At 68.2% G+C, this 14,704-nt stretch carries 14 protein-coding genes; 7 read left to right on the forward strand and 7 right to left on the reverse strand.

Going from position 1 to position 14,704, the window contains the following annotated elements:
• Positions 1-25: 25 nt before the first annotated feature.
• Positions 26-985 (forward strand): GNAT family N-acetyltransferase, encoded by a 960-nt coding sequence (locus tag ACZ63D_RS10350; protein WP_465353989.1) that lies wholly within the window; start codon positions 26-28, stop codon positions 983-985.
• A gap of 261 nt (positions 986-1,246) precedes the next feature.
• Here ACZ63D_RS10350 and ACZ63D_RS10355 read toward each other — a convergent pair whose 3' ends face one another.
• On the reverse strand, positions 1,247-1,501 hold the full coding sequence (locus ACZ63D_RS10355; RefSeq protein ID WP_009082948.1) for a WhiB family transcriptional regulator: 255 nt from the start codon (positions 1,499-1,501) through the stop codon (positions 1,247-1,249).
• 271 nt (positions 1,502-1,772) lie between these two features.
• Positions 1,773-2,699: a diacylglycerol/lipid kinase family protein gene (locus tag ACZ63D_RS10360; protein ID WP_465353990.1), complete on the reverse strand. Its 927-nt coding sequence runs from the start codon at positions 2,697-2,699 to the stop codon at positions 1,773-1,775.
• A gap of 333 nt (positions 2,700-3,032) precedes the next feature.
• Between ACZ63D_RS10360 and ACZ63D_RS10365 the strand changes: the two genes are divergently transcribed.
• Positions 3,033-3,515, forward strand: a complete 483-nt coding sequence (locus ACZ63D_RS10365) for a hypothetical protein (RefSeq protein WP_465353991.1) — start codon at positions 3,033-3,035, stop codon at positions 3,513-3,515.
• A gap of 120 nt (positions 3,516-3,635) precedes the next feature.
• Positions 3,636-5,219, forward strand: a complete 1,584-nt coding sequence (locus ACZ63D_RS10370; RefSeq protein ID WP_465353992.1) for an alpha/beta hydrolase — start codon at positions 3,636-3,638, stop codon at positions 5,217-5,219.
• A 41-nt stretch (positions 5,220-5,260) separates the two neighbouring features.
• Here ACZ63D_RS10370 and ACZ63D_RS10375 read toward each other — a convergent pair whose 3' ends face one another.
• Positions 5,261-5,743 (reverse strand): GNAT family N-acetyltransferase, encoded by a 483-nt coding sequence (locus ACZ63D_RS10375; RefSeq protein WP_465353993.1) that lies wholly within the window; start codon positions 5,741-5,743, stop codon positions 5,261-5,263.
• A 1-nt stretch (position 5,744) separates the two neighbouring features.
• A complete protein-coding gene (locus tag ACZ63D_RS10380; protein ID WP_465353994.1) occupies positions 5,745-6,335 on the reverse strand; it encodes an acid phosphatase in 591 nt (196 codons plus the stop codon).
• Positions 6,336-6,421: 86 nt separating this feature from the next.
• On the opposite strand from ACZ63D_RS10380, the gene ACZ63D_RS10385 reads away from it, so the two are divergent.
• Together ACZ63D_RS10385 and ACZ63D_RS10390 are read left to right on the forward strand one after the other, a co-directional pair.
• The gene (locus tag ACZ63D_RS10385) at positions 6,422-6,898 is read left to right on the forward strand and encodes a hotdog fold domain-containing protein (RefSeq protein ID WP_465353995.1); all 477 of its coding nucleotides are present in this window, start codon (positions 6,422-6,424) and stop codon (positions 6,896-6,898) included.
• Positions 6,899-7,022: 124 nt separating this feature from the next.
• On the forward strand, positions 7,023-8,645 hold the full coding sequence (locus ACZ63D_RS10390; RefSeq protein ID WP_465353996.1) for a GMC oxidoreductase: 1,623 nt from the start codon (positions 7,023-7,025) through the stop codon (positions 8,643-8,645).
• Here ACZ63D_RS10390 and ACZ63D_RS10395 read toward each other — a convergent pair.
• The gene (locus tag ACZ63D_RS10395) at positions 8,642-9,250 is read right to left on the reverse strand and encodes a dTDP-4-dehydrorhamnose 3,5-epimerase family protein (protein WP_465353997.1); all 609 of its coding nucleotides are present in this window, start codon (positions 9,248-9,250) and stop codon (positions 8,642-8,644) included. The genes ACZ63D_RS10390 and ACZ63D_RS10395 overlap by 4 nt on opposite strands.
• A 376-nt stretch (positions 9,251-9,626) precedes the next feature.
• On the opposite strand from ACZ63D_RS10395, the gene ACZ63D_RS10400 reads away from it, so the two are divergent.
• Together ACZ63D_RS10400 and ACZ63D_RS10405 are read left to right on the forward strand one after the other, a co-directional pair.
• Entirely contained in the window at positions 9,627-10,808 is a 1,182-nt protein-coding gene (locus tag ACZ63D_RS10400) for an NAD(P)-dependent malic enzyme (RefSeq protein ID WP_465353998.1), read from the forward strand.
• A 108-nt stretch (positions 10,809-10,916) separates the two neighbouring features.
• Positions 10,917-11,786 (forward strand): TIGR03620 family F420-dependent LLM class oxidoreductase, encoded by an 870-nt coding sequence (locus ACZ63D_RS10405; protein WP_465353999.1) that lies wholly within the window; start codon positions 10,917-10,919, stop codon positions 11,784-11,786.
• 7 nt (positions 11,787-11,793) lie between these two features.
• On the opposite strand, the gene ACZ63D_RS10410 is transcribed toward ACZ63D_RS10405, so the two are convergent.
• Together ACZ63D_RS10410 and ACZ63D_RS10415 are read right to left on the reverse strand one after the other, a co-directional pair.
• Positions 11,794-13,047 (reverse strand): ATP-binding protein, encoded by a 1,254-nt coding sequence (locus tag ACZ63D_RS10410; protein WP_465354000.1) that lies wholly within the window; start codon positions 13,045-13,047, stop codon positions 11,794-11,796.
• A 155-nt stretch (positions 13,048-13,202) separates the two neighbouring features.
• On the reverse strand, positions 13,203-14,627 hold the full coding sequence (locus ACZ63D_RS10415) for a bis-aminopropyl spermidine synthase family protein (protein ID WP_465354001.1): 1,425 nt from the start codon (positions 14,625-14,627) through the stop codon (positions 13,203-13,205).
• Between the last annotated feature and the right edge of the window lie 77 nt (positions 14,628-14,704).

The following is a 14,704-nucleotide window of genomic DNA, read 5'->3' on the forward strand; positions in this document are numbered from 1 at the left end:
GGTGCGCCGGATTACTGTCCGGCGCATGCCTGACCTCACGTGGCGGCCGCTCACGAAAGCGGACGCCCAGTCCTCGGCCGATCTGCTCAACGCCATCGAAACGGTCGACCGGATCGGCGAGAACTACACCGCCGACGACACTCTTCAAGAGCTGATCGATCCATTCTCCGATCTCGAACGCGCGAGCCTCGCCGCGTTCGACGGCGACCGGATGGTCGGCTACGTGAAGACCCGGCACAAGCAGTACCCCGAGAAGGTCCATCGGGTTTTCCTCGACGGTGGGGTCGATCCGGACTACCGCCGCCGCGGGATCGGCACCCGGCTAGTGGAAGCGGGGATCGCCGGGGCGAAGACAGTACACGAACTGTATCACCCGACGCTGCGGCTCGCCGTCGACATCCACAAGGCCGAGCACATCGCCGGGACGAAAGAACTCTTTGCCGCGCAGGGCTTTTCGCCCGCCCGCTATTTCCAGCGCATGGAACATCCACTCGGGACAGCCGGCGAGGCGGCGATCCCGGACGGATTCCGGATCGACCAGTGGACGCCGGACCTCGACGAGGATTTCCGGCTCGTCCGCAACGAGTCCTTTCAGGACCACTGGGGGGCGACCCCACTGGCCGCGAACGCGTGGCAGAACAAGTTCACCAACCACACGCTCCAGCCCGAGATCAGTTTTCTGCTGCGGGACAAGGCATCCGGTGCTCCGGTGAGTCTCGTGCTGACCCTGTCCTGGGCGGCCGACACCGAGACGACCGGAATTCGGGACGCGCACTTCATGGTGGTCGGCACGATTCCCGGCTACCGGAACCGCGGACTTGCCAGCGCGGTCGTCGCACACGCGCTGCGGGCCGCTGCCGAGCACGGGTACGACCAAGCCAGCCTCACCGTGGATTCGGCGAGCGCTTCCGGAGCCCCCGGCGTTTTCGAGCGCGCCGGGTTCACCCCGAAAATGCGATACGTGCGCTGGGCGCGCGAAGCCTGAGTGTCCACATCGGACTGCGGACACGGTGAAGGGCCGGTACCAGTGAAGCGTGGCGGTACCGGCCCATTCAACGTTCCGCGGGAGGACATGGATAGTCCTGGGCGAGGCGGCACCCGGATGCGGGGTGGCCGACCTCGGTTGTTACGCTCGTACCGGGTATGTGTCGCCATGTGCGGCACGGGCACGCGAATGCCCGCCGGGCGAAAGTCCGGTTCGAGGTGGTGCAGCTGATTCTGGGTGCTGCAGCTGAGCCGAAAAGGCTCAGGCGGTGGTACGCGTGCCGATGTGCGTACGGCGGCGCTTGAGCGCGCGTCGCTCGTCTTCGCTCATTCCGCCCCAGACGCCGGCGTCCTGGCCGCTGGCCAAAGCCCAGGCCAGGCAGTCGGAAGCCGCAGGGCAGCGGTGGCACACGGCCTTCGCCTCGGAGACCTGCAACAGAGCCGGACCGCTGGTTCCCACCGGGAAGAACAGCTCGGGGTCCTCGTCTCGGCAGGCCGCGTCGTGGCGCCAGTCCATGTTCGTGAGCTCCTTCACAGTGACGCGGGAGGGCCGCGCCACAGTAGTGGCGGTCGTGTTTTTGGGTGCTTGTGAATGCTTTCACGAAGCACCGCGTTCGACAAGGGTTTGGACAAGATCGGTGAGTCAGCTCACCCGGCCGAGCTATGCCTCTGACCTGCGGTTTCGTTCTGAAAAGCTCCGCTCGCCGGAAGGGGCGTGCGGTGAACGGAGGGTTTGCGTCGCCGAGCGGCAGAACGCACTTTGCCGCGGGCGATCAGGGGTCGCCGGGCTATCCGACTACGGTGAGTGCGTCCGGGACGCTCTGGAACTCGACCCGGGTGCGTTGCCCGACGAGGTCCCCGTCGACCTGGAAGTTGACCGGTTCAGCTGCGTCGATGCGGATCAGAGGCACATCGTCGCGGCGGAGCAGACGGCGGCCGTGCTGATCGCTCTCCGTGAGCAGAGCTTGCCGTACATGCGTGAACACGGTGGGCAATCGCAGACCGTTCAACGCGAACAGGCCCAATCCGGTCTCGAACGAGCAGCCGGAGTTGAGGTGGACCGGACGTTCCCCGAGGTAGGTCCACGGATCGGTGTTCGACACGAAAGCGGTCACCGCCTCCGCCGGTTCCTCGCCCGGGATCCGGACGGTGAGCGTCGGCCGCCCGAGCGGCGGGCGGAAGTAGGAGCGCACCGCGGCGCGCAGATAGAGGCTCGCGCTGGTTTGCTTGCCCCGCCGTTTCGCGACGCGGCCGACCACGTCGGCGTCCCAGCCGAGGCCCGCGTTGAAGGTGAACCAGTGCCCGTCGGCCAGCCCGAGGCCGATCCGCCGGGTCCGCTCGGTCTCCAGCGCGGTGAGCAGTTGGTGGGTCGCCTCGACCGGATCGGCGGGAAGGCCGGCCGCGCGGGCGAACACGTTGGCCGAGCCGCCCGGCACGACGCCGAGCATCGGGACGGACCCGGAACGTCCGGGAGTGCCCGCGGAATCGGCGAGCAGGCCGTTGACGACCTCGTTGACCGTGCCGTCGCCGCCGTGCGCCACCACCAGGTCGTAGCCGTCGCGAGCCGCCGAACGGGCTACCGCGAGCGCGTGCCCGCGGTAGTCGGTTTCGACGACGTCGAGCTTCACCTGGCTGGCCAGCGCGTGCGCCAGCACGTCCCGGCCACCCGCGGTGGTCGAGGTGGCCTGGGGGTTCACGACGAGGATGGCGCGCACTACCGCAGGGTAAGTGCTTTTCGCCCGGCGGACGTACCTCCAGCGCCACATGGTGACGCGAAGCTCAGCCGCTTGCGCGCGCCGTCCCGGCTCGGTGACCTGTGGCAACCCTGTGGCGGGCGGTCCTCCTCTGCGAGACGGCGAAACTTCCGCGCGTCGTGACAAGTGCACCCGGGCCGACCGCCCGCTCATCGACGACTACCCCGATTTTCTCGGTGCCGCCGCCCCGGGAAAACGGCCGACCGGGTGGCATACGATCAGTAGTGCTCACGCACGGTGACTCGCGCTGGTCGGGTGGCTGTGCCCCCGCCCGCAGCTGAAAGGGCCGCGCCCGTGTCGCATCCCGAGAACCCGCCGCCCACCCCGTTCGAGGTCCGCCTCGCCGGCGTCCTGACCGGACTGCCCGGGCTGGGCCTGCTGGTCCTCGGCGTGGTGCTGCTGGTGCACGGACTGTCGACCCCGCCGATCCCGGGCAACAACGTCTGGGCCGAATTCGGCACCTACGCGGTGCTGGCGCTGGTCTTCCTGGCCGCTTCGGTCGGGCTGCTGCTCGGCCAGACCTGGGCGCGTTCGCCCGGCGTCGTCGTGGCGTTGCTGCTGATCGGGGTCGGCTGGTATCTGCTCGGGCCGTCCGGGCAGCCGCTGTGGGGCGTCCCGATCGGGCTCTGCGGGCTGGCGGCGCTGGTGCTGCTGTTCCGCCGTCCGTCGCGGGCCTGGGCGCTCGGCATGCACGACGACGAGACCGAGGAAGAAGCCGCCGAGCGCGGCGGTCTCGCGGGCCGGCGCGCCGAGCGGGAGCGGCGCGAACAGGACTGAGCGACAGTGACGTCACGTCATCACCGGCGGTGACGCGGCGGCACTGTCAGCGGCACCCCCTCAGCCGATGGAATCGGGACTGCGCAACCGAATTCACCCGAATTCCGAAGAGGGGAACCCATGAGGAGACTGCGTCTCGTCGTGACCAGCTCAGCGGTCGTGTGCGGGCTGCTCGCCGGGGTGGTACCGGCAGCGGCGGACACCGCCACGATCCCGGCCCGCTATGCCGGGCAGACGTTGGATTGGCACGCCTGCGCCCCGGGCGAGCTGGCCGACCTGCCACCGGGCACTGACATCTCGGGGCTCGAATGCTCCGCCTATCGCACGCCGCGGGACTGGGACCGTCCGGACGACGGGCAATACCTGACCATCGCGATCAGCAGGCTCAAGTCCACTGGTCCGGCGACCGCCTCGGTGCTCACCAACCCGGGCGGACCCGGCGGTGCGGGCCGCTGGTTCCCGGTCCTGCTGCGCGGCCAGAAAAAGCTGCGCGAGCACCAGGAAATCATCGGCATCGACACCCGCGGCACCGGTCGCAGCACCACCGTCACCTGCGGCGGCGCGGCCAGCACCGGAGCCGATCTGGACCCGCGCGACCGCGATCCGCGCAATCTGAACCAGATCGTCGACGCGGTCCAGTACGTCGCGACCGCCTGCCACCGAGCCGCGGGCGAGCTCGGATCGCTGATCAGCACCTTCCAGAACGTCCGGGACCTGAACCTGCTGCGGACCCTGCTCGGCCGCGACCGGATCAACTGGATCGGGTACTCGGCGGGCACCTGGCTGGGCGCGCATTACGCCCAGCAGTTCCCGCGGCACACCGGCCGGTTCGTGCTGGACTCCTCGACCCAGTTCACCGGCACCTGGCAGCAGTCGTTCGACTTCCAGCCGGTGGGCTACGAACGCCGCTGGCGGCAGGATTTCCTGCCGTGGCTGGCTCGCTACGACGCGAAGTTCCACTTCGGCGCCAGTGGCGAAGCGGCCCGGCAGACCTATGAGAGCGTCCGCTACGCGCTGACTCGCGAGCCGGTCGAGGTGAACGGCACGAAGCTCGGGGCGGTGGCGCTGGACTCCTTCCTCGTCGGCGCGCTCAAGGCGAAGAGCCAGTTCCCGACGATCGCCTCCGTGCTGGTCCGGGTCAAAACGCTGACCGACGCGCGGGCCTCGGCCCCGGCCAAGGAAGCCGCCCGCGAGACGCTCGGCACAACGCTGGCGGAGGCGAAGAAGTCTGGTCCGATGGGCGTAGCGGCCGAGGCCGGTGCGGATGACGCGATGGTGTCCACGTTGATCACCACCCTGTGCAATGACGGGCCGTGGAAGGGCGACCGGCGATCGCTGATCCGCCGGTCGCAGGAATACCTCGACCGGGGCGTGACCCTGCACAGTTCGCTGTGGATGGGGCTGCAGGTCTGCGCGTTCTGGCCGGGTCAGCCGCGGCCGATGCCGGTGCTGACCGGCAAAGGCGTGCCGCCGGTGGTGATCGTCCAGTCCGAACACGACCCGGCCACGCCGATCGAGGGCGCCCGGCAGGCGCATGCCGCGTTCCAGAACTCGCGGATGCTGACCGTCACCGGGGAAGGCGACCACGGCATCTACGGGATCGGCGGGAACCAGGCTGTGAACAAGGTCGTCGACGACTATCTGGTGGACGGGATCGTGCCGCGGGACCAGAGCCTGCCGGGGCTGCCGCTGCCGACGCCGTGAAGCTCGTGAGCGCTGATCGCGGTTCTCCCCGCGATCAGCACTCACGCTTCTTTGGCCAGCACCTTCAACGGCTCGTCAGTCAGCCGGTACACCGACCATTCGTCCTGGGGCAGCGCGCCCAGCGCCCGGTAGAACCCGACCGCCGGGTTCCAGTTCAGCACCGACCACTCCAGCCGGTGGTAGCCCTTGGCCACGCACTCCGCGGCCAGCGTCGCCAGCAGCACCTTGCCGAGGCCCGAACCGCGCTGTTCCTCGCGCACGTACAGGTCTTCCAGGTAGATCCCGTGCGTGCCGCGCCAGGTGGAGAAGTTCAAGAACCACAAGGTGAATCCGGCGATTTCACCGTCCACTTCGGCCACGTGGCCGAAGAGCGCCGGCGCCTCGCCGAACAGCGCGCCGTGCAGCTGTTCGGAGGTGAGATGGCATTCCTGCGGAGCGCGTTCGTACTCGGCCAGCGCGTAGACGAGCTCCACGACGGCGTCGACGTCTTCCGGCCGGATCCGCCGTACGCGGGGGTCGGTCACTTCATCCCTCCAGGGCGGGCAGCAGGTTGAGGTGTTCGATCTGCGGTTCGCCGCGCTCGTCGCCGAGCACCGCGAGACCGGCCGGGTCCAGTCCGAAGTGGACACCCGAGGCGCCGGGAAGGCCGAGCCAGCGGGCGACGAGCACGCGGCTGAAATGCCCGTGCCCGACCAGGACGACGTCGCCGTTCTCGATTTCGCGCCGGGCCCGGTCGAGCACCTTGTCCGCGCGCGCCTGTACGTCTTCCGCGCTTTCGCCGCCGGGCACCGGATGCGTCCAGACGGTCCAATCCGGAACCGTCTCGCGGATCGTCGGCGTGGTGACGCCTTCGTAGTCGCCGTAGTCCCATTCGGCCAGATCTTCGGTGACCTCGTCCACGCGCAGGCCGGCGAGTTCCGCCGTGCGCAGCGCGCGCCCGCGCGGGCTGGACAGCACCAGCCCGGGTCCGCCGAGCAGGGTCCGCAGGGTGCCGCCCGCCGCGCGCGCCTGGTCCTCGCCCGCCGGGGTCAGCGGGATGTCGGTGCGCCCGGTGTGCCTGCCGTTCGACGACCACTCGGTCTGGCCGTGCCGGAGAAGAAAGAGCCGATGTGCCACGCGGCCGAATATAGCCGGGGCGGGTTTGCCCGGCAGGTTCGTCGTGTGCTTCGCTACTGGAGAGTAACTTCACTTCGGGAGGACTGATGGGTACGCCGTCGACGTACGGGCTGTGGCGCAAGCTGGTCGCCAAACCCGGCGGCAAGCAGCTGTTTTCGGCCGCGATGTGCTTGCGCGTGCCCTACTTCGGCACCGTGCTGCCGACCATCCGGGAGATCCGCCCCGGCCACTGTTCGGTGACCGCGCCGAAGTGGTGGGGTGTCCACAACCACATCCGGACCTTCCACGCGATCGCCGCCTGCAACCTCGCCGAGATCGCGATGGGGATGCTGGCCGAGGCCACGGTTCCGGCCACGCACCGGTGGCTGCCCAAGGGCATGGAAGTGAGTTATGTCGCGAAGGCCGAAACCGGGCTCCGCGCGATCGCCGAATTGCCGGAGATTCCGGAGTTCGGCGACCAGGGATTCGATCTTCCGGTCCCGGTGCGGATCGTGGACGCCCGCGGGACCGAGGTGGTCACCGCGACGATCACGGTGTGGGTCACGCCCCGGAAAGCCGCCTGACCGGCGCAACCTGTCCGTCCCGTTCCCCCGGCCGAGTGAAACTTAACACCGTTTACTGGGCAAATGCGAATAGCGTTCGTTTTAACCTTGCCAGGGTGCGCGGCACCACGTCAGCATGCCGGGCATGGCCTCCCTCAACCGTCGCCGATTTCTCGGCCTCGCCGCGCTGAACTCCGCCGCGGCCCTCGGACTGACCAGCATTTCGGCGACGACCGCGCGTGCCGCGACCGTCGCGCCGCTGCCGGAGTATTCGCCCGCCGTGGTGATCGGCACCGGCTACGGCGCGGCGGTCACCGCGTTGCGGCTCGGCGAGGCGGGCGTGCCCACGGTGATGCTCGAAATGGGCCAGCTGTGGAACGAACCGGGCCCGGACGGCAAGGTCTTCTGCGACATGCTGAAACCGGACCGGCGGTCGATGTGGTTCAAGAAGCGCACGGAAGCGCCGCTCGCGTCGTTCCTGTGGCTGGACGTCGCGAACCATGACATCGACCCGTACGCCGGGGTGCTGGACCGGGTGAACTACGGCGGGATGTCGGTGTACGTCGGCCGCGGCGTCGGCGGCGGATCGCTGGTGAACGGCGCGATGGCGGTGCAGCCGAAGCGTTCGTACTTCGAGGAAATCCTGCCGCAGGTGGACGCCGACGAGATGTACGGCAAGTACTACCCGCGCGCCAACGCGGGCCTCGGCGTCAACCACATCGACGAGGACTGGTTCGAGACCTGCAAGTCCTACCAATTCGCCCGGGTTTCCCGGAAAGCCGCGCAGAAAACCGGGTTGAAGACCACCTTCGTGCCGAGCGTCTACGACTTCGAGTACATGAAGAAGGAAGAGGCGGGCACGGTCGAACGCTCAGCGCTGGCGTCCGAGGTCATCTACGGCAACAACCACGGCAAGCGCTCGCTCGACAAGACGTATCTCGCCGCCGCGCTCGGCACCGGGCACGTGACCATTCAGACGCTGCACGAGGTGCGCGAGATCATTCAGCAGCAGGACGGCACGTACACGCTGGTCGTGCGCGAGTCCGACGCGCTCGGGAACGTGCTCTCCACCAAGCATCTGTCCACGAAGTACCTCTTCCTCGGCGCGGGCAGCCTCGGCTCCACCGAACTGCTGGTGCGCGCCCGCGACACCGGACGGCTGCCGCGGTTGTCCGAGGCCGTCGGGCAAGGCTGGGGCACCAACGGCAACGTGATGCTCGGCCGCGCCAACCACGTCTGGGACACGACCGGCAGCCTGGAAGCCGGGATGCCCGCGCTCGGCATCGACGACTGGGACAACCCGGCACATCCGGTGTTCGCCGAGATCGCGCCGGTGCCCGCCGGGCTCGAAACGTGGGCGAGCCTGTACCTGGCGATCACCAAGAACCCCGAACGCGGCCATTTCACCTACGACGCGGCGAGCGATTCGGCGAAACTGCAGTGGACACCGGACCAGGGGCAGCCGTCGATCGACGCGGCGAAATCGCTGTTCGACCGGATCAACCAGGCGAATTCGACGATCTACCGCTACGACCTCTTCGGCGACACCCGGGCGTTCGAGAACCGCTTCACCTACCACCCGCTCGGCGGATTGGTGCTGGGCGACGCGACCGACAACTACGGGCGCGTGAAGGGCTATCGGAACCTGTACGTGATGGACGGTTCGCTGATTCCGGGCAGCACCGGCGTGAACCCGTTCGTGACGATCACCGCGCTGGCCGAGCGCAATATCGAACGGGTCATCGCCGAGGACGGCGTGCGCGCCTAGCGGTGCGCTGACCGCAGCTTTTCGTAGTACGCCACGCAATCGGTGTAAGACGGCAGCAGGCCCTGGCCGAGCGCTTCGGCCAGGGTCGGCGCCGCTTTGTCCTTTTCGGACACGATGGGCTCCAGTCCGGCGGGCCACGGCAGGTCCAGCGCCGGGTCGAGCGGATTGACGCCGTGCTCGCCGGCCGGGTTGTACGGCTCCGAGCAGAGATAAGTCATCACGGTGTCGTCTTCGAGCGCGAGGAAGGCGTGCCCGATTCCTTCGGCGATGTACATCGCGCGAAACTCGGTCGAGTCGAGCTTTACCGCGTCCCATTCGCCGAACGTCGGCGAGCCGACGCGCAGGTCCACCACCACGTCCAGCAGCGATCCGAGCGGGCAGTAGACGTACTTCGCCTGTCCGGGCGGAGTGTCGGCGAAGTGCACGCCGCGAATCGAGCCCGCGCGGGAAACACTGTGGTTCGTCTGCGCGACGCGCAGCGGATGCCCCACCGCGCGAACCATCGCCTCCTCCTGGAACGGCGCGACGAACAATCCGCGTTCGTCGGGGAACACGCGCGGGACGAACTCGAACGCGCCGGAGACCTTGAGCGGGCGGAAATCCATGGCCACCACCCTATCGAGGGTGAATTCCGGACCCGGAACGGAACCGCTTACGAAACCGGACGGACGTCTTGGGAAGCGCGAATCTGTGACATGAACCGCACCGAGGGGTCGGGCCCGGCCGGGCGCCTGTCATGATTGACGGACCGCAGCGTCGGCGGCCATCGCCACACCCCACGGATCGGATGGCCGCGCAGACGCCTCGCCGACAGGCCGGCGCTACCGCGCTGGGCTGCCGTCCGGAGGACGAGTTCCCACTCTCGACGCGCGCGTTTTCCGCCCCCGTCGACCAGGTGGTCCCCCGATCGCAGTCCCAGGAGTACGTTCGATGACCCAGACCCATCCGCCCGTTTCCGTCAATCCCACGACAGGTTCTCCGATGACCGACCAGGCCAGCACCGTCGCGGCCGTGACCGACGCCGAGATCTTCACCGGGCACGAGGGCGGCAAGCTCTCCGTCGCGGCGACCCGGCCGATCTCCGACCCGCGCGACCTCTCGATCGCCTACACGCCCGGCGTGGCGAAGGTGAGCCGCGCGATCGCCGAGGACGCGGCCAAGGCGAAGCGCTACACCTGGGCGGACCGGCTCGTGGCGGTGGTCAGCGACGGCACCGCGGTGCTCGGCCTCGGCGACATCGGCGCGAGCGCGTCGCTGCCGGTCATGGAGGGCAAATCGGTCCTCTTCAAGACCTTCGGCGGGCTGGACTCGATCCCGCTGGTGCTCGACACCACCGACGTCGACGAGATCGTCGAGACCCTGGTGCGGCTGCGCCCGTCGTTCGGCGCGGTCAACCTCGAGGACGTCTCCGCGCCGCGGTGCTTCGAGCTGGAGGACAAGCTCAAGGAAGCGCTGGACTGCCCGGTCATGCACGACGACCAGCACGGCACCGCGATCGTCACCCTCGCCGCGCTGCGCGGGGCGAACCTGGTGCTCGACCGCGACATCGCCGGCGAGCGGGTCGTGGTGTCCGGAGCGGGCGCGGCCGGGGTGGCCTGCGCGAAGATCCTGCTCGCGGCCGGCGTCGCGGACGTCACGGTGCTGGATTCGCGCGGCATCGTGCACGCCGGGCGCGACGACCTGAACCCGATCAAGCGGCAGCTGGTGGAGACCACGAACAAGGCCGGGCTGACCGGCGGTCTGGCCGAGGCGCTGCGCGGGGCGGACGTGTTCCTCGGGCTGTCCGGGGCGACGATCGACCCGGAGCTGCTGTCGACGATGGCGGACGACTCGATCGTGTTCGCGCTGTCCAACCCGGATCCGGAGGTGCATCCGGCGGTCGCCGCGCAGCACGCCGCGATCGTGGCTACGGGGCGGAGCGACTTCCCGAACCAGATCAACAACGTGCTGGCGTTCCCCGGGGTGTTCCGGGGAGCGCTGGACGCCGGGGCCCGGGCGATCACGGAGAACATGAAGCTGGCGGCCGCGGAGGCGATCGTGGCGGTGGCTTCGGACGATCTGGGGCGGGACCGGATCGTGCCCAGTCCGCTGGATCCGCGGGTCGCGCCGGAGGTGGCGGCCGCGGTGGCCAAGGCGGCTGAGCAGGATGGCGTGACTGGCTGACGGTTTTCACTTCTCGGAACGGGCTTCCCGGCGGTGGTGCTGGGGAGCCCGTTTTCGTGGTTGCGTTTTGGACTTGCTGGTCCATTTTTTCGTTGCCACGGTGGGGTTATGAAGATCGGATTGCGCGGGTATGGCGTGTGGCAGGCCGGGGCGCTGACTACTCCGGCGATGGCCGCCGAGATCGAGCAGCTGGGGTATTCCGGGCTGTGGCTCGGCGGCCCTGGAGTGGATCTCGCCGGGATCGACGAGTTGCTGGCGGCTACCGAGTCGTTGGTGGTGGGGTCGAGCATCGTCAATGTGTGGTCGGGGGACCCGGCGGTGCTGGCTGCCTCGTATCAGCGGGTGGCTTCGCGATTCCCCGGACGGTTCGTGCTCGGGATCGGGGCTGGGCATCGGGAGCAGTCGGCGGGGTACGAGCGGCCGATGGACGCGGTTCGGCGGTTTCTCGATGCGCTGGACGACGGTGGGGTGCCGGTTTCCGGGCGGGTGCTGGCCGCGTTGGGGCCGAAGATGGTGAAGCTGGCCGCGGAGCGGGCTGGCGGGGTGGTGCCGTATCTGGTTCCGCCGCGGCATACCCGGATGGCTCGGGAGGCGTTGGGGGCGGGCGGGTTTGTGGCTCCGGAGCAGAAGGTTGTTCTGGATCCGGATCTGACTCGGGCCCGGGGCGTGGCTAGGCCTCGGGTGGAGCATCCGTATTTGGGGTTGGTGAATTATGTGAGCAATTTGCGGCGGTTGGGGTATGGGGAGGAGGATTTGGCTGGGTCTGATCGGTTGATTGACGATTTGGTGGCCATGGGGGATGTGTCCGCGATCGCTGCCCGGTTGGAGGAGCATCGGGCGGCTGGGGCGGATCATGTTGTGGTGCAGGTGGTTACGGGGAAGTACCAGATGCATCCGCGGTTGCCGGGGGTGCGGTTGCAGGTTTATGACGATGAGGTGAGTCGGGTTTATCGGGAATTGGCGGAGGGGTTGTTTTAGAGGCTGATCAAACTGTGAGCTGCCATAGCGCACTGATGGGCAGTGCGCGGAATTTCGCTCCGAACGGAAGTGTGCCGGGTCCGGTATGGAGCACATAACCGGCTAGGAAGTCGTCCCCGAGCCGTTGTTCGAGATGACGGAGGCCGCGGAAATCGCCGGAGGTCACAGTAGTGGCTGCCTTGACTTCGATGGCGACTACTTGGCCGCGCGGATTTTCGAGGACGGCGTCCACTTCGACTTTGTCTTTCGTCCGGTAGTGGTACAACTCGGCCCGGTGGTCGGACCACGTCAGCTGCCTGGCGAGTTCCATGAGGACGAATCCTTCGAGCAGAGAGCCGAATTCGCCGCCCGGCCGGATGAGGGCGGCGGGTTCGGCTTGCACTAGATCCGCCGCGATCCCGGTGTCCACGAACACGACCTTGGGCGTGTCGACAGCGCGCGCGGTGACGGTGCGGGACCACGCGGGGATCCGCTTGATCAAGAAGATCTCTTCCAGCAAGCTGAGATACCGTTGAGTGGTGTGATAGGTCAGGCCCGCGTCGTTCCCGAGCGAGTTCGGCACGAGCAAACCGGCGTTCCGGCCTGCTAGAAGCCGTAGCAGCGTACGAAGTTGAGCGAGCTTTTCAATCTCGCCCAGCTGCCGGATGTCCCGGGTGATCAAGTCTTCGAGATAGGACTGGAAGAAACGAGCACGCCTGCGTGGTGCGGTTCTCCGGACCGCCTCGGGGAACCCTCCTCGGACCGCTCGGTCGGCGTAGTCTCGACGGCCGAGTTTGGAGCGATGGTGGAGATCGGGACCCAGCGTGAACGCGGCGTCGACGAAATCGTCGGAGGTTCCGTCGATCTCGCCTTGCGAGAGCGGCCATAGCTCGATGGTTTCGCTGCGGCCCGGCAAGGTGTCGGGGAGGCCTCGAAGGGCAAGGATCTGTGACGAGCCGGTGAGAAGGTAGCGACCCGGGCGAGGGTCTGCGTCGACCGCGGCCTTGATCGGCAGGAAAAGCTCCGGTGCTCGCTGGATCTCATCGATGACCATCAGCCTGTCGAAGTCGACGAACCCGCTCGGGTCGACGCGGGCCGCCGCTAGATCCTGAGGATGATCGAGATTGCGAACCTCGACGGACGAGTCGTTCGCGATCAAGCGGGCAAGCGTGCTCTTGCCCGCTTGCCGCGCACCGTTGATCAAGACGACTCGGGTGTCGCCGAGCGCCTCGGCGACCAAGCCCTGCGCACGCCTGCCGAGTAGGTCGGTTCGTGGGATCACAGTCCGTTATTCTAGCAGTTCAAGCGCTCAAATTTGGCTCAAGTACAGAGATGATCTTCAATCTGGCCGCTAGAGTGACTGCAATCTGGCCGCTACGGTGTCTTCACTCTAGCCGCTCAAGCTGCTTCGTTCTGGCCGCTCACGGACGCGCGGGGTCAGCCGGGGAGCAACTCCGCCAGCCGGTGCCGGGGCACGTCCACCAGGCGGAGGTCGGCCAGGTCCTCGGGGACGTTCAGGGCGGCGTTCGCCAGTCGGGCGTGGGCGCGGGTGAGCAGTTCGGACGGGTGGTCGACCAGGTCGGCGGCGACGATGGCGTGGCGGTTGTCCGGGGTGCTGCGGAGCAGGCGGAGCCGGTATTTGTCCGCTACCAGCGAGGTGAGCGACGCTTGGGCGGCGGCGTCCGCTAGGTCGGGGTGGTTGTTCGGCAGCAGCAGCGCCAGGCGGCGGGCGTTTGTGCCTAGCAGGGTGCGCAGGAGCCACGGGCCGGGGTCTGCGGAGAGGTCCATGGCGATGGCGTCGCCTTCGGGGCCGGAGGTGGCCCACCCTACGGGGCGGGTTTCCAGGGCCAGGCCGCCTTCGGAGGCGATTTCCCGGGCGGCGGCCAGCAGGCCCGGTTTCGTCGCGGCTGATTCTACTGACTGGGGGCCGTGGGTGTAGATCGCGGAGCTTCCCTTGCGGGCGAACGATTTCTTCGCCTTCGCGGTGGGCTGGCAGACGTACAGATCGGCTGCGCTGCCGATTGCTTGGGCACCGGTGTAGCGATTGAAGTCCGGGAGGATTGCTTCGAAGGTCAGGCCGAGGGTGGCTAGGGAGCGCTGTACTTGTGCGCCTAGTGCGGGGTGGCGGGGGCTGTAGCCGTACGCGAGGAGGATTCTGCCTTCGGTGGGTTCGCGGAGAGCTTGCACCGCGCGGGCGGCGAAGAGGCCCATGCCTTCGGGAGTGTAGGGCGGGTCGCTGAAGACCAGGTCTGCTTTGCCGGTCAGGGCGGGTGGCAGGCCCACGCGCAGGTCGGCGTGGGCGGTGAAGATGGTGCGTTCGCCGGTGGTGTCCAGGTAGGACAGAACGCGTTCGTCCAGGTCCACTACGGACAGTTCGGCTTCGGGGCATACGGCGCGTACAGCCAGGGAGGTCAGGTCGTGGTCGCCAAGGAACAGCACCTTGCTGCGGCGGAGGTCGTAGCGAGAGTTCAGCCACAACGCGCGGCGCAGCACGGTCTCCGGGGTCGCTTGCACGTGGTCCAGCGCGGCGAGCGGGGGCGGGACGGCGGCGATTCGTTCGGCCAGCATGGTGAGCAGGGCGGGCTGGGCGGCGACCGCTGCGTCCAGGGGGTCGGAGAGGGCCGGCAGGGAGTACGCCGCGTAGGTGTCGCGCGAATCAGGGGCGATCCGGATGCCTGCGGGGGAGCGTTCCAGGTCCGGTTCCAGCGCCGCCAGGAGGTCTTCGACGCTTCGGCGCGGGGCAGCGGTGAGCCGCACTAGGTCGGCCAGTTCGTACGAGCCGCTGCGCAGCAGGCCGAGCACTTCGTAGAGCGGGCGGACGGCGGCGCCGTGTGCGGCGAGGACGTCGTCTAGGGCGGTCACGGGGTCCGAGAGTAGTAGGCCACCCTGCGGGACAGGCTGCCAAGGCTGCGCGAGTGGGCTACCGTCGGACTCGGCAC

The organism is Amycolatopsis sp. NPDC104775, from assembly GCF_055583325.1.